The organism is Pseudoalteromonas prydzensis (assembly GCF_001661495.1).
In the GTDB taxonomy this organism is placed as follows: domain Bacteria; phylum Pseudomonadota; class Gammaproteobacteria; order Enterobacterales; family Alteromonadaceae; genus Pseudoalteromonas; species Pseudoalteromonas prydzensis.
Genome location: NZ_BDDT01000001.1, coordinates 444,651 through 460,551, shown reverse-complemented (window position 1 = coordinate 460,551; position 15,901 = coordinate 444,651). Strand labels below are relative to the sequence as shown.

9 protein-coding genes are annotated in these 15,901 nt (G+C 40.9%); all 9 read right to left on the bottom strand.

Annotated features, from left to right (window positions below; translation table 11 throughout):
* Positions 1–49: 49 nt before the first annotated feature.
* Positions 50–1,012, bottom strand: coding sequence for an alpha/beta hydrolase (locus A7968_RS01865; RefSeq protein WP_227008949.1), 963 nt, complete (start codon positions 1,010–1,012; stop codon positions 50–52).
* Positions 1,013–2,680, bottom strand: coding sequence for a glycoside hydrolase family 43 protein (locus A7968_RS01860; RefSeq protein ID WP_064664873.1), 1,668 nt, complete (start codon positions 2,678–2,680; stop codon positions 1,013–1,015). It abuts the gene before it with no gap.
* A gap of 3 nt (positions 2,681–2,683) precedes the next feature.
* The gene (locus A7968_RS01855) at positions 2,684–3,895 is read right to left on the bottom strand and encodes a glycoside hydrolase family 88/105 protein (RefSeq protein WP_084447967.1); all 1,212 of its coding nucleotides are present in this window, start codon (positions 3,893–3,895) and stop codon (positions 2,684–2,686) included.
* A gap of 110 nt (positions 3,896–4,005) precedes the next feature.
* Positions 4,006–6,555 (bottom strand): glycoside hydrolase family 88 protein, encoded by a 2,550-nt coding sequence (locus tag A7968_RS01850; RefSeq protein WP_064664872.1) that lies wholly within the window; start codon positions 6,553–6,555, stop codon positions 4,006–4,008.
* A 49-nt stretch (positions 6,556–6,604) separates the two neighbouring features.
* Positions 6,605–8,053, bottom strand: a complete 1,449-nt coding sequence (gene uxaC, locus A7968_RS01845) for a glucuronate isomerase (RefSeq protein ID WP_064664871.1) — start codon at positions 8,051–8,053, stop codon at positions 6,605–6,607.
* 91 nt (positions 8,054–8,144) lie between these two features.
* Complete coding sequence (gene eda, locus A7968_RS01840; RefSeq protein WP_064664870.1) at positions 8,145–8,768, bottom strand: bifunctional 4-hydroxy-2-oxoglutarate aldolase/2-dehydro-3-deoxy-phosphogluconate aldolase; 624 nt, start codon at positions 8,766–8,768, stop codon at positions 8,145–8,147.
* 13 nt (positions 8,769–8,781) lie between these two features.
* Positions 8,782–10,254: a glycoside hydrolase family 28 protein gene (locus A7968_RS01835; protein ID WP_064664869.1), complete on the bottom strand. Its 1,473-nt coding sequence runs from the start codon at positions 10,252–10,254 to the stop codon at positions 8,782–8,784.
* Between the two features lie 267 nt (positions 10,255–10,521).
* Positions 10,522–12,360 carry a rhamnogalacturonan acetylesterase gene (locus tag A7968_RS01830; protein WP_064664868.1) on the bottom strand — a complete coding sequence of 613 codons (1,839 nt, stop codon included), beginning with the start codon at positions 12,358–12,360 and terminating at the stop codon, positions 10,522–10,524.
* A gap of 227 nt (positions 12,361–12,587) precedes the next feature.
* Entirely contained in the window at positions 12,588–15,611 is a 3,024-nt protein-coding gene (locus tag A7968_RS01825; protein ID WP_064664867.1) for a TonB-dependent receptor, read from the bottom strand.
* Positions 15,612–15,901 lie beyond the last annotated feature (290 nt).

Here is a 15,901-nt window from a genome sequence, read left to right as displayed (position 1 = left end):
TAGAATAACCATTAACTCATCAAGGCTTTAATTTTAACAACAATAATGATCAACGAGTTTTAGCAAATTGTGTTGTTAAAAAGTCATCAATAACGCTGGTAGTAGGCGTTAACCACGGCTGGAATAACCAAAATGAATGCGGCGCATCATCGAATTGGTAAACTTCACTGGGTCTATGCAACTCTTGTAACTTTTGTATTGCGCTGTCTCGACCTGCACGAAAGCGTGGCACTGAGCTATTGATGAAAAGTGTCGCAGGCGCGTTTTTATCAATATAGAAAATAGGCGATGCGTCGCGCCAACGCTGTGGGATAGTTTCATACCTACCCCCCAACCACTTGCTGGCTGATGTGACGGCCTTGGCTGGGTTGTTTTCAAAAGGCAGTGCTTCAGGGGACGTGAAGTCACTTAAGCCATCTATGTTGATCAGCGCTTGGACCTTAAATCGCTTTGAGTTAGTGTCGCTGCTATCAACAATTCCGCCGCTGTAGGCTAATAGCGCGGCTAATTGGCCACCTGCAGAGCCGCCCGATAAAGCAATCTTAGTGCTGTCTATATTATACTGAGCAGCATTATGTTTAAGCCAATGAAACGCATCAACTAAATCCTCAACTGCTGCAGGATAAGGCGCTTCCTCGCTGAGACGGTAACTGGGCGCAGCAACAATATAACCACGTTCTACTAGCGCAATTGCAAGTGCTGTCATTAATGCGGGGGAGCCTGATTGCCAGCCACCTCCGTGGATCAATATGATCAATGGCGCTGTTTGTGTTTGCTGCTTTTGCTGATAAATATCTAAAGTCTGTGCACTGGTTTTAGTTTGCTTGTAAACCAGTGCTTTATGAGCGATGACAGAGTCAGGAACTGTCGTTGCGGGCACCTGCATGTGTGGATAGTGTTTGATTAGTTTTTTATATGTATTTTCAACGGTGTAATCAGCTGCTATGCATGGCTGAACACATAGTAATAATACGGCAAAAAAGTTCAACTTTTGATATTTAAACATATTCATTTAATCCAAAGTGTCGTAACGGGCATAGTCAAAATCGGCATAGCTGCTAGCGCCAGGAGTTTGCGACAGGCTAAATAAGCCTAACTTAGCACCTACCCAGCGGCCTTTTTTAGCTTGGAAGTGTTCACCAATAATTTGAAACTCAGCACTTGCAGCGGTTCTATAACTAAAAATGGCTGTGGCGCCTGGTTGTAGAACGACTTTTAGTTCAAGATAGGGTTGTGTCAGTGGTTGTTGCTCTACGATACTTTCTTTACAGCCTTTTCTCGCATTAAAACAGTGCACATAGACTAGCTGTTGTTCGCCAGTAGAAGATGTTTTGATACCCATCCATGCATAGTCTTCACCAAATAAAATTAGCCCTGAGGAACTAGCTGAGCTTGTTTTGTTGACCTGCAATGTGGTCGTAAAAGCAAATTGCTCTGCGGGAATTTTTTGTAGTAACAATGAAGGCGTTGACCATAAATTAGTATTGTTTTGTGCTGTAATTGGCTGCGAGTATAAGCGTAAAAAGCCGGGATTGTCTGTCAGTGAATACCAGCTGTTACTTGGATTTGCATTCCATTGCCATAACAAATTTAGTTCAGGGCTGTTGAATTCATCATTGTTCACTATGCTGGTGGGCTGTGGGTTAATTTTGCTTCTAGGTTTAGTGTGCTGTAAAACCGGTTGCCCAGTTCCATTACCATTTTTATCTATGCCTATGATTGGCCAATCATTGTCCCAGCGCATAGGTTGTAAATGGGTGATTCGACCATACGCTTGTTTGCTTTGAAAGTGAATAAACCAGTCCTCAGCAAATTGGGTGTGAACCCACGCACCTTGATGAGGACCGTTGATCACTGAATTACCTTGCGCCATTACTACTTTGGCTTGATAGGGACCGGTAATTTTTTTTGCTCTAAATACCGATTGCCAACCTAAATCTACCCCACCTGCAGGCGCAAAAATATAGTAGTAACCGTTACGTTTATAAAATTTAGGACCTTCAATGGTGCGATATCCAGGGTGATTTTTACCATCGACAATGTGTGTAAATTTATCACTGACCCAACTTGCATCATCTTTCATTTCACGCAGCGTGAGTACATTATTAAAGCCAGCACGACTTTTTGCCCATGCATGTATTAAGTAGGTTTTACCATTGTCGTCCCATAAAGGTGCCGGGTCGATTAATCCTTTACCCGCTAAAATAAGCTGTGGGGTTGACCAAGTTCCAGCAGGATCATCTGTTGTGGTTACATAAATACCAAAATCAGGATCAGGGTAAAAAATCCAAAATTTATTATCATGAAAACGGATTGTCGGCGCCCATACGCCGTTGCCATGTTGTACTTTTGCAAAGTGGGCTTGTGGCAGCTGTATTGGCAGCGCATAATTTATTAACTGCCAATTGACTAAATCGGTAGAGTGTAAAATAGGCAAGCCAGGTGCAGAGTTGAAACTAGATGCTGTCATGTAATAATCGCCATTAACAGCGACTACATCCGGGTCGGAATAATCGGCATGCAAGATTGGGTTTTTATATTCGCCATTACCTAGATCTGCTTGCCACGGGCTTTGAGTGTGTGTTGACGATAGTAATTGCGACTCTTTTGCATAACCTAGGCTGCTACTTAAGCAAACGAGCAAAAGTGTTAAATAGAAATAGTATTTGTTGCTTAGCATCGGTTATTTCTCCATTTCTAAACTAGCAAGAATAAAAGGGCCGACTGCTTTAGGATCGTTCGCGCGTACATTTTCACTGATGTAATAAGCAAAGCTGCCATCTCGATATGGTTTACCGCCAAGTCCTGCTACTTCACATACTTGTTGGATTGATAAGGTGTTATCTGCTTCACGTTTAATAAAGTTGCTAACTACAGCATTAAAGGTATTTTTTGCAATCACTTGGTAGCTATCAGACAAGTAACCTTGATTAACACCTCTTGCAATCGCATAGCTGAGCATAGCACTGCCAGAGGATTCTAAATAATTACCGTCTAATTCACCTTTATCTGTAACTTGATACCATACACCGGAGTCAGAGCGTAGCTTTAACATGTTATCTATCAATGTATTAAAGCGCTGTGATAGCCACGCTTTTTTTGGGTAATCATTCGGTAGTTGATCTAATACATCAACCATTGCCATGGCGTACCAACCGATAGAGCGCGACCAATGATTAGGTGATTGTCCGGTTTTTTTATCAGCCCAACGCTGTTGTTTAGATTCATCCCAGCCATGTACAGGTAGAGCGGTGTCACTGCGATAAGTATGTTGTTCAATTAATTCAAACTGTTTTATAACATCATCATACTGATCTACTGTCCCAAAGCGGCGGATATATTCGGCATAAAAGGGGGCTGCCATATATAAACCATCAAGCCACATTTGCGAGGTATAGCGTTTTTTATGCCAAAAGCCACCATCAATTGTGCGAGGTTGTAATTTGAACTGTGCATATAAAGTATCGAGGGCAAGGCGATATTTACGGTCTTTTGTTTCATCAAACATAAAAAACAGTAACTTGCCGGCATTGAGCATGTCGAGATTATATTTACTCATTACGTAGGTTTTAATAGTGCCATCTTCCATAACTAAAGCGTCTACGTATTCTTTAATGTAATTGAAATAGCGTTGCTCTGGTTGATGCTGATAGAGCTTGGCAAATGACAGTAACACTAAGCCATGGGTGTAGTCCCAGCGCGGTTCAGTGCGCCAATCAATGGTGTACGCCTGTGGATTACGAGTCATCTCAGAGTTAGCCATTTGCACGGCATAGCTCGGTGAGTTGTTATTATTTTGTGCAGACACATTCATTATTGAGCAGAATAAGCAGCAGATAAAAAATGAAAAAATATTTTTATTTGCGCTGTTATTATTTATTTTAATTATACGCATCATAAATCCTTATGAGCTTAGTGTGCTGATGTTGTTGAAGGGAAGTAAGTGTTAGTCGGTAAGCAAAAATGCGATGAATTTTGCTTACCGGCTGATTAATCTATGACTGGTTAGTTGTTACCAGCTAGAAGCCTAGCTACTTCAAGGCTTGCTAGAATGAAGGGACCATTTCCTTTAGGATCATTTTTGCTGACCGGCTCGCTCATATAATAGTGATAACTACCATCACGGCCAAAGCCAAGGCCTGCAACATAGCATTGGTTAGTCATACTTACCGTGCCATCACTATGTACTAATGTAAATTGGTTAAGTAAACCTTGATACGCTGCAAGCGCGGTGTCTTGATAATCAGCATCGATATAGCTATTATTAAGTGCTTTTGCATAAAAGTAAGCGAACATTGCTGTTGCAGTTGACTCTTGGTAGTTACCTAAAGCCGTTGGTTTGTCTAAAACTTGCCACCATGTGCCGGTATCAGTATCTTGAACTTTGGCAATATCAGTGGCCAACTCTTTTACCATGGCGAGTAAGGTATCGCGTTGCTCTGTGTTTTTTGCTGGGATGTAATCGAGTACATCAACCACCGCCATAGCGAGCCAACCCATACCACGGCCCCAAAACTCTGCGGAAACACCGGTTTGTTTATTCGCCCATGTTTGCTGTTTAGATTCATCCCAACCGTGATAGTACAACCCTGTTTGTGGATCGCGTAGTGCTTCCCGAGTGAGCTTAAATTCGTTTACCACCTCAGCGAAGGTTTCTTGTTGCTGGTGGCCTGTTTCAAATAAGCTGGCATATTGGGCTAAAAAAGGCATACCCATATAAACGCCATCTAGCCACACTTGATGTTGATATTTGTTTTTGTGCCAAAATGCGCCTTGTGATGTACGTGGCTGTAACTGTAATTGTGCGCGCAAAGCTTTTGCAGCCAATAAGTATTGTTGCTGCTGGGTATCTTGGTATAGCTGAATAAGGTTGCGACCGGGTGGAATATTATCAATATTAAAATTGCTTTGTTTATAGGCGCTGATTTTCCCTTGCTGATCAATAAAGCTGCCAGTAACTTGGGCAATCACATCCTTATAAGCTTGCTCATCAGTTGCCAGCCCCAATTGATAATAGGCATAAGGTTGTAAACCAATAATGTCGTATTCAAACTTTGGGCTGCGCTTACGGTTAGCATCCCAGCCATTGGCATGGTAGCCTAGTGTTTTTCTTTTCAGCTCTGAATCGGCAAGGGCGCGGGCCCATTCAAGGGCTAATTTATCATTAAGCGGTTGCGTCGTTTTTTTTGCTGTAACTGTGGTGTGCAAAGTAATGCGTGGTTTAATTGTCAACCTTTCAGCTTGTTGATCAAGGTACTCAATAAAGCTTTCTTTATCGTTGATACCACTTTCCGGCTGCCACACTGAGGCAAAATAGTAATCTGCATGTTGTATACTTTGCCCTTTTGGTTTTAGTACTGCAAGGTAGTTATTTTTATCTTGGCGTACGTCAATAACATCGCCTTTTTTAAAGAAAACCGCCATACCTAAAGCTGATTTATCTAAACTTTGATTGCCCCAACTGGCAATATAACTGTAGCCATAATTACTCATTGCATCGAGATCACCTTGAATAAACTCAGTCTCAGGGTGTTTGACCACACCGGCCACTAAATTAGACAAGTCTTTATCAGTGCTCAGTTCTACATGTGCTAAACGTGAGCCGCCATGCATACTAATGTTTGCGGTTAAATCTTGCTGTTGGTAACTGTTTTGCCAGCCTTGATACTCAATTTGAATACTGGCGCGTAAATCACCATTTTCAATAATCCGTGCTGTGCGCTGGATCACATCAGCGACATGTTCCAGCTCATCATTACTACCTAGCAAACCAAATCCGCCTGCACCTAAAGACTTGCCCACTTTGAGAATGTCCATTCCCCAATCTTGTTTGTTATGATAAGAGTCATAACCATCAAGGCCAACAGTATGTAAAACAGGGGCTGCGGTTAATTTACCAAAAATGTCAAAGCCATTGCGCCAATCAAGGTAAAAACGATAACCCACTTTATCTGACTCAATACCTGGGCCTTCGTAACGGATCCAATTTGAATGATCGGTGTAATAATCTGGTGGCGTTAACTCATCAACATTTTTAAATTCACCGCCTACATACTCTTTTTTACCTGTGCCAACTTGGTGTTTTGGCGGACGAGAATGAGGCTGCCATTGACCACCTTGTTTATGCGCAAGATCAGCTTGAACACGTTTTTTTTGTGCTGTGATTACTGGTTTACTTTGCTGTGTTATGGTGACTTCAATCGGTTTATCATTTAAATCGACAATAAAATACACACCATCAAGTTCACCGTCTGAGTTAATATCTACTGCTTGGCTAGGTAACACTTGCTGCGCTGTGTTTACCGTTAAAGCCGCAGTTTGGCTAAGGCCTAAATCGTAATAGCTAAGATAGATTGGCTCATCAGGGCGCTTAAATGAAGATGGATTAACAATGTCTACTTTAGCAACTAGTGCGCTACTGAGTGAATTTGTCTCACTTGCTTGCAATGGTGTTTTAAGGTCAGCTTGTTCTTGGCAGGCAGCCAGTAAAAGGCTAGAGCCTAGAGCTGTTCCCATCATAATGCGCTTTGATAACAGTGATGTTTTTAAAGTCATGGTGTGTCCTCAATGGTTGAGCCACTTAAATTAAGTGGCTCTATTATTGTTATTTATCGAGATTATATGCTTTTTTCACTAGCCCATAGGTTAGTTGATAAGCCAGTGTCTGCGCAGTACTTTCACTAATTTGATGATTAGCTACCAATTCAGCCAAGTAACGGCAGTCAACGCGGCGTGCAACATCATGGCGAGCGGGGATAGATAAAAATGCACGGGTATCGTCATTAAAGCCAACTGTATTGTAAAAACCTGCTGTTTCAGTTGTTTGTTGTCTAAAACGTAGCATACCTGCTGGGCTGTCATGGAACCACCAAGCTGGGCCTAATTTAAGGCTAGGGTAGTGACCTGCTAGTGGCGCAAGTTCACGACTATAGGTAGTTTCATCTAACGTAAATAAGATGATTTTAAGATCCGGGTGATTCCCGTATTTACTTAATAGTGGTTTTAACGCATTAACGTATTCAGTTTGGCTTGGAATATCACAGCCTTTATCACGGCCAAATTGATCAAATACCGCTTGGTTATGATTACGATGGGCACCAGGGTGAATTTGCATCACTAAGCCGTCTTTAATGCTCATACCTGCAAGCTCAGTAAGCATTTGGCCTCGGAATAACTCTTGCTCTTGCTCAGATGAATTGCCTGTTCGGCATTTTTCAAATAATGCTTCACACTCAGCTGTAGATAAGTCAGCAGTTAATGCAGTAGGGTGGCCATGATCGGTTGCCGTTGCACGCCCTTCAACACGGAAGTAATCACGACGTATTTGAATTGCTGCTAAATAACCTTGCCAAGTTGATGTATCTTGGCCGGTTATCTCACCAAGTTTAATTACGTTGTCGATAAAATCTTCGCGGCTAGCATCAACAACATCATCAGGTCTAAAGGTGGTGATCACACGTTTTGCCATTGCAGAGCCTGCAATTGCGCGGTGATGTGGTAACTGATCTAGCGCACCTTCGGTTGTGGCAATCAGTTCAATGTTAAAGCGGTCCATCAGTGCATGAGGCTTGAACTCAGGTGTTGCTAACGCAGCTGTAATTTTTTGATAATAGTGCTGACCATTTTCCGAGCAAAGTTTTTCAGTAAAACCAAATACATCGCTGAATACGGCATCAAGCCAATAGCCGCTTGGTGTGCCTGCGTATAGGTGATAGTTATCAGCAAAAATTTGCCATACTTTTTCAGGTTCAGCTGCTCTAGAGCGAGCCATGTCGCCTTGCAGACCATGTTCTGGCACGCCTAATTCAGTCATTGGGACACCTTGACTGTAGAGCATTCTAAACACATAGTGATCGGGTTTTATAAACAGCTCGGTTGCATTGCCGAAGTTTTCATTTTCATTAAACCAACGTGGATCAGTGTGACCGTGTGGGCTAACAATTGGTAAGTCTTTAATTGATTCATATAACTTTCTAGCGATAGCAACGACGCTAGGATCGCTTGAAAATAAACGATCTGGGTGCAACTCTAAAGGTTCGATATTGCTCGGCATTGAAGATTCCTTAACTGTTCTGCTTGTATTTTGCCACCGGTGGCATGTAAAGGTAAATTACACTGTCAACGTATGGCAGTCAATATGTTAATTAGTTGTTGTTTAGTACCTGAAGGCAGGCTTGAGTGATTTTTTCATAGTCTTTACTTTGCACCCATTGTGGTTGTGCAATCCAAGTCCCCCCCACGGCCATCACATTGCTAAGTGCTAAATAGTCTTTAAAATTTTGCTCATTAATGCCGCCTGTAGGGCAAAAGCGAATATCAGCAAATACGCTGCTTACTGCTTTTAAAAACTGCTCGCCACCACACAAAGAAGCAGGAAACAATTTTTGCTCAGTAAAGCCATATTCTTTAGCAAGTAAAATATCTGCGGTGTTTGAAACACCCGGCACAACAGGCACAGAGGATTGGCTAAGAGCATCAAGTAACCGTGGTGATATAGCAGGCGTAACAATAAAATCACTGCCTGCGGCAAGACTTTTTGCAAGTAACGCTTGATCAGTAATCGTGCCGGCACCAACGCATAAATCGGGTAGTGCTTTTTTAATCGCGATTAATGCGTCAAGTGACGCTGGCGTGCGCAGCACAACTTCCACTAATTGGATACCCGCCTTATGCATCGCGGTCGCAATAGCGACACCTTCTTCACTACTATTTGCTTGTATTATAGGCAGTATTGGTTGCGTGCCTAATAATGTTGAAAACGCGTTCATACATCGGTTCCTATCATGATTGCTGTAATTGCGCCAATGTCAGTGGCTGCTTGTTTAAAGTGACATTATCTAAACTCATATTATTTACATGAGCTACGATTGACTGACTGCCTACTTGGTCAAAATGGCAGTTTTTAAAATGAATATCGTTAATTGGTGCGCGTTCAAAGCCATTAAGATAAAACGCTTTACTAAGCACATTTTTACAATGTAAATTTTCAATTTGAATATCACGAACTGTCGGATCGAATTGTCCCGCATCGCCTTCTTCATAATAGAAGTTGATCACAACAGCGTTTTTAACGGTACCAACGTCAACATTACGAATGCGGATATGCTCGATCAAACCGCCACGTACTGAGTTAGTTTTGATACGAATAGCGCGCTCTAGATGCGGGCTGTCCATAGTGCAATTTTGCACAAAGACATTGTTTACACCACCTGATATTTCGCTACCAATAACAACTCCACCGTGGCCTTCTTTCATATGGCAGTTTTCAATAACAATGTTTTGTGAAGGGATACCGACACGTCTTCCGTCTGCATTTCGCCCTGATTTAATTGCGATACAGTCATCACCGGTATCAAATACACAGTTTTTAATATGTACATGATCGCAGCTCTCAGGGTCACAACCATCAGAGTTTGGCCCGTGGCTTGAAAAATTAACCTTATCAACCGTAACACTTTGGCATAAAACCGGATTCACTAACCAAAATGGCGAGTTTTTAATTGTTACACCTTGGATTAAAATATTTTTACATTTATACGGTTGAATAAAAGGGGGGCGTAAATAGGCGCCGGTACTGTATATACGTTCGCTTACCGGCACACCAGCTTCGGCATCAACCATCAACTGATCACGTGCTTCACGCTGGTGCAATACTTTACCTTGGCTATCTTTAATTAAATCCCAATGGCCTTCTTTGTGTGGCCCCTTCCAAGGCCACCATGTTTGGTTATCGCCATTACCTTGTAGTGTTCCTTTACCTGTGATGGCAATGTTTTCTTGCTCATAAGCATAAATCAGTGGTGAGTATCCCATCATTTCTAAGCCTTCCCAGCGAGTAAATACTTCGGGTAAGTAATGAGTAGGCTCAGTACTGAAACTTAATATTGCATTATCAGCCAAGTGTAAATTTACGTTAGAAAGTAAATGAATGGCACCGGTCAAGTAGGTACCATTTGGAATGTAGACCTGACCACCTCCTTGTGCGTGGCAGGCTTCAATGGCGCCTTTAATTGCTTGCGTACAATCATATTGTCCATTTTCTTTAGCGCCAAAGTCTTTAATATTAAATTGCTTAGCAGGGAAGGTCGGGACCACAATGTTGGCTTTTATTTGTTCAGCCATTTGCCAATCATCTGCGCTAATTGGCGCTTCAAAAACATTGAGTAAAGGTGCTGACTGACAGCCCATTAAAGTTGCTGTTACCAAAGTGCTAGAAGCTAATGCTTTGAGAAAATAGCGTCGTTGATTATTCATCTTGTATCCTGCTGCTGTAAATTGGAATTATTATAATCTAACATTAGCAGTTTTTGCCACCGGTGGCAACGGGGTTTTATTACTAACTTTAAAATAATGTTAAGTTTATTATTTTATAAAATATACTTAGCAAAACGCAGGTAAGCGAATTAAATAAGAGGATATAGGATTGATTACTTCAAGCTCATTAACTTTATGGTGAAGTTAATGAGCTTATTATTGAATTAATTTCTATTAAATGCCGTCGCAGTGGTCAGTTTTATTAACTTAATCACCAGAAAGTCCGGATACTTTTACATCGTATACTGCTAGGTATTTACCGGTCGTATCTGCACCAGCGGCATTGTATGGATAAATCCGTATATACAGTTTGTTTTCAGCAAGTACTTGTATAGTGACGTTATATTCAGTGAGTAACATAGTGTCTTTTGAGAACGAAATAGGATCCTCATTTAATGATACAGGGTTACTAAAGTCGCTATTAAATGAGTATTGTATATCAGCTTGTACCGTAGAACCCCCGCTGCTAGTCATCCATGCCGAAATAGTATCGATAGAAAATGTTTGAGTTGCGGCAGTGAGTGAAAACTCTAGATACTTATCAGCATTTTTAGAGACCAACTCAGGACCATAAACCCTAAATCTTGCTACTCCTGTATCTTGTTCGTTAACAGCAAATGTTTTAACTGACCCTGTATCTAAACCCATAACGTTTGCGTCTTGTGCGGTAATTGGACCATCAGTTATTGCTGCTAATGCGCCCCCTTCAGTAAACCAACGGCTATAGGCGGGGAGACCATTACCAACAGCAACACCGTTACCAGAAACATTCACCGTGCCTAAATCAACTCCACCCGCAAAAAAGCTAATACTATCATTGAAAGATTTTTCAGAATAAGGAGTGAACTGAACATACATTTTTTCAGTGAATGCACCATTTTCATAAGGAATGGTTAATACTGTTGTCCAGTTAGTTGAATCGGGAGCATCACTTAATAAAAATCCATCAGGTGCGGTTGCCACTAAATTACCCGTGTTAGGGCTTAAATCAAATGCAGATAACGTTAATGTTTTCACATTAGCGACGCCAATATAACGATCGTTCCATTGCAGTGTTTCAGGACTAGAAATAAAAGAAGTCGCCTCAATAATATAATCAGATAAGACCTCTTGCTGTTGCAAACTTTTCATAGCAGCTTTTGCTATTAAAGTAGCGAAAAGTACTTGAGGGTGAGTGCTGTCTGCTGAAATGTAGAGTGATTCAGTCGCGGCTTGATCACCGTACTTTTCAACTATTGCCTTTGTTTGCGCGGTTAAATCAACCATAGGAACGTCTAATAATACCGCGACTTCCTTCATCGCCGCAGGGTAGTTACCACGGGCAAAAAGCTCTCCTGTGTTTACTGATTCAAGATTATGTAGTCCTGAGTTTCTAATACTTTCGCCGCTAAAATATTTACGCACAATAGGGCTCATTAAAATGGGCACTGCGCCTAAGTCACGTGCTTCTTTTATATATTTTTTTAGGAATTGATAATAAGAGTGTTCGCTATCAAGGCAATCCTCACCATTGCTACTGCCATCACTACAGTATGCATAAGTGCCAAATTCTTCATAAGCATCCCCTAATTTTTGATCATTATGACCAAATTGAATAATTAGGTAATCACCCGTTTTTATTGTTTCTTTAACTAAGTTCCAAAGACCATCTTCGTAATAAAAACTACGAGAACTTCTGCCACCACGGGCCCAATTTCTAACGGTTGCTTTGTCACTCACGAACATAGGAACCTGTTCCCCCCAGCCTGCTTGTGGTTTACGCGATTGGTCGTACTCAGTCATAGTCGAGTCACCAATCATATGAATGGTGATATCAGCAATTGGATCAATTGGGTCCTCGGGGTCAACAGGCGGTTCAGGGTCAACAGGCGGTTCAGGGTCAACAGGCGGTTCAGGGTCGACAGGTGGTTCAGGATCCACTGGGTTAGTAATTACAGGGTCAGTAACTATTGGATCAACAATAGTGGAGTCATCTGATGAACCTCCGCATGCACTTAAATAAAAGCATACTAAAAGTATGGATAATTGTTTGATAAGTATTTTCATGTTTCTAATACCTTATTGTTATCAGCGCACTGTTAACTCAAATGGTTGTCGAGCAAATTTAGTGAGCAAGATTTTCAGTTTCTTGTTGTTATCTTTATGAGCAGGGGCAAACTGAAAGTTTTGTTAAAATCAAACCTATCAGCCTCAACTGAAAACCATCGATGATGCAGGGGAGACAATTAGAGAGAAGGCACAACCTCGATAAATGAGGTTGTGCTTTTATTAAGTTAGAATGTACCTCTTAAACCCACTAAGAACTGGCGACCTGATGACAGGTTTTCGTAAGGGCGTGGCGTGTAGATATCATTCCACATATCTTGTTTTTCATCCGTTAGGTTCACGGCTTCAAATGATAGACTCATTTTTTCTGTTAACTTATAACGAGCTGAGAAGTTAAGTTTTGCTTTTGCATCATAACCACGAACAAAAGTTGACTCATCTTTATACTCATTTAAGTATTGCTTGTTATAACCGCCACGGTAGTTATAAGAAAAGCGAGCAGACCAATCTTCTACCTGATAATACAAGGTAATATTATAGGTATTTTTAGATGTTTCTTCTTCGACTAAATTAAGCGCTGTGCCATAGAATGGGTCTTCAATGTCACGTGTATAGTCAATATAGGTGTAGTTAGTTTGTATACCAAGGCCGTTAAATGGCTCCGGTAAGAATGAAAATGGTTGTTGGTAAATAAATTCCGCGCCCCACATTCCTTCAGCATCGGTATTTACAAGTTGTGTTACTTGCCAGGTGACCGTGCTTGGATCTGTTTCACCTAGGTCAATCCCAAGTGCGGCTAATTCTGCTTCGCTAAGCACTTCATCTTTAGTTTCTTTTGTTAAACCAGAAATGTTTTTGAAGAACAGTGATGTAGCAATCAGTGATTCTTCAGCAAAATACCACTCTAAGCCAATATCATATTGTTTAGCTTTATAAGGTTGAAGCGACGGTCCCGCACCCATAGAGATAGTAGCGCTTGGATCTTCAACACTTGGTGTATTAACACTAATTGACGAACTTAAATCTGATAATTTTGGGCGTGTGATAGCATGTGAATAGCTAAAACGACCGACTAAATCTTCAGAGATATCGTAAGCAAGGTTTAATGAAGGTAACCATTCATCGCCTTTACTCACTGACTCACGCCAGCCATAGCCCGCTGCATAGTTAGCACCTTCACCACGACCTGCTGTGAAACCATCTTTATAGATATGATCTAAATTTACAATACGGCTAGTATTTTTATTATCTACGTAGCGAACACCAAAATTACCGCGTAACTCGCTATCAAATATATATTGTCTAAAGTCTAATTGAACGAATGCCGTAGCCACTTCTTCTTTGATGTAATAGGTACGTCTGAAATCTTCTTTTGCTTGAAAAAAATCTTCACCAGAGAATGCGTTATACATGGCATTAAAATCGGGTGCCAGCCACGTACCACTATTAAGTGTTGATGTACCTGGAATTGTTGCATTATTACCAAAGCTAACACCTTGACCGTCTAAAGTGGTATTAAACAAACTGCCGGCAATTAACTCATCATCTAAATACATCACACGTTCTTCAGCGTTTTCACCCGATGTTTTGTTTGTTTCTTTATTAATATCTCGCCAGTTATTTAAATTATAATGTTGCTCAGTTTCAAAGCTTCGTTGGCCTACACCAAATTTAACTGTGTATTCATCATTTATTTCGTAGGCGAAATCTATGCGAATTGTTTTGTTTTCACTTTCGATAGTTTGTGAACGGTTACGAACTAAACCAGCAGTGTAATTATTCGGATCAGTCATTAGTGAACCGATTTGCTCTTTACTGTAGTTAGCCCCTGGTGCTTGGCCTGCAGCAAATGCAAATGAGGGCATATTCGAGTTCAATTCAGCACTGCCAATTGCTTGTCCGCCAGGGTTATTAAGCAGCTCAAGTGGATCAATATTATTATCAAAACTATAAGCTACAGTTGAGTTATTACTATCGAGTGCAAAAGTAGTCATATACGGGATATCTAAATCTGACTTACCTTGACCAACTAAAAAGTTCATTTTAAAGCGGTCGTTAATAAACCAATTACCAGTAAAGCTAACCTGATCAAATTTTGATGATGATTCATCTTTACGGGCTTCAGAGCGGATAATTGCATTTGATAAAGCCCCGGCAACGATGGTGTTATTAGCATCAATTGCAATGTTTTCTGGCACGATGTCTTTTTGATCACGTAACAATACTTCGTAGTGATACTCTTGCATGTTGTTATCAAGCTCTGCATGCAGCACATCTAAGTTGAAAGAAAGATCATCCGTTGGGGCGTATTGTAGAGCGAGTGTAGCACCAAGACGTTTTTGCTGTTTTGAATACAAAGAATAACGTGGGATGCGTGGTAAATATAAACCATCTAAATTTTCGTTGGTGTAATTACCATTTGGCATTAATAACGTTTTTGGTGCAACAGTAAGGTAATTTGAACCACCTTGACCAACCGGTAAACCATCATCAACAAAACTGGGGTTGTTTACAGTCCAACGTCCAGTTGATGAGCCTTCACTTTGTACTGTACCATCGCTGTATGCAACAGATGCAAGAATACCAAATTTGTTATCCCAGTTATTGCTAAGCATAAACGACGCGCGAGGTGAGACATCTTCATCAACATCACTGTAACGAGCATTTACATTGTAAGCGCCTTTAAAGCCATCATATTGAAAAGGGCGGGCTGTTTGTAAATTAACATTACCAGAAATACCACCGTCTTCAAGTTCTGCGGATACTGTTTTGTTAATATCAATTTGCGTAAAAAGTTCAGATGCGAATACATTAAAATCAAATGCACGTGAGGTATTAGAGCCACCGGCAGCATCGGTTGCTGCGCCTGCTGAAGCTGATTCCATACCGTTAATTGTGGTTTTAACGTAACGAGAACCTAAGCCACGAATAGTGATTTGACGACCTTCACCGGCATCTTCTTCAATTGAGATACCAGGTACACGTGCAAGAGAGTCAGCTACATTTAAATCAGGGAATTTACCAATGTCTTCTGCAATGATGGTTTCACGGGTGCCTACGGCTTCACGCTTAGACATCAACGCAGCATTGATACTGCCTCGGTAACCTTTAACTTCGATTACTTCAAGTTGGTCGTCTGAACCTGTTTCTTGTTGTGGGGCTGCGTATGCGATAGCGCTGCTAAATGCACCACCTAGAATTAAATAGGACATTAATTTGTTGAGTTTAAAATTGTGTGTGCTGGTTGTCATAGTGGTTCCACATTCTACTTATTGTTATGCAGTTAACATGACTGAAAATCTTGTTTTTGTCATGCACTTGTTTCTCGATTCTAATTGTACCTAAGCTCATAATCCATAATGGGAAAAACAACGAGTGAAGCAGTAGAAAAATAGTGATGAATTATTTTGCTACCGGTGGCACGAATGAAAAAAATATAGTGTTCCTAGGTCAATGTCAAACTAAAAAAATAACATTAATCACCTTTATTTTACATTTTCAGCTAAGCCAAAAGCATTGTTTGGTGCAACTTGATAGATAA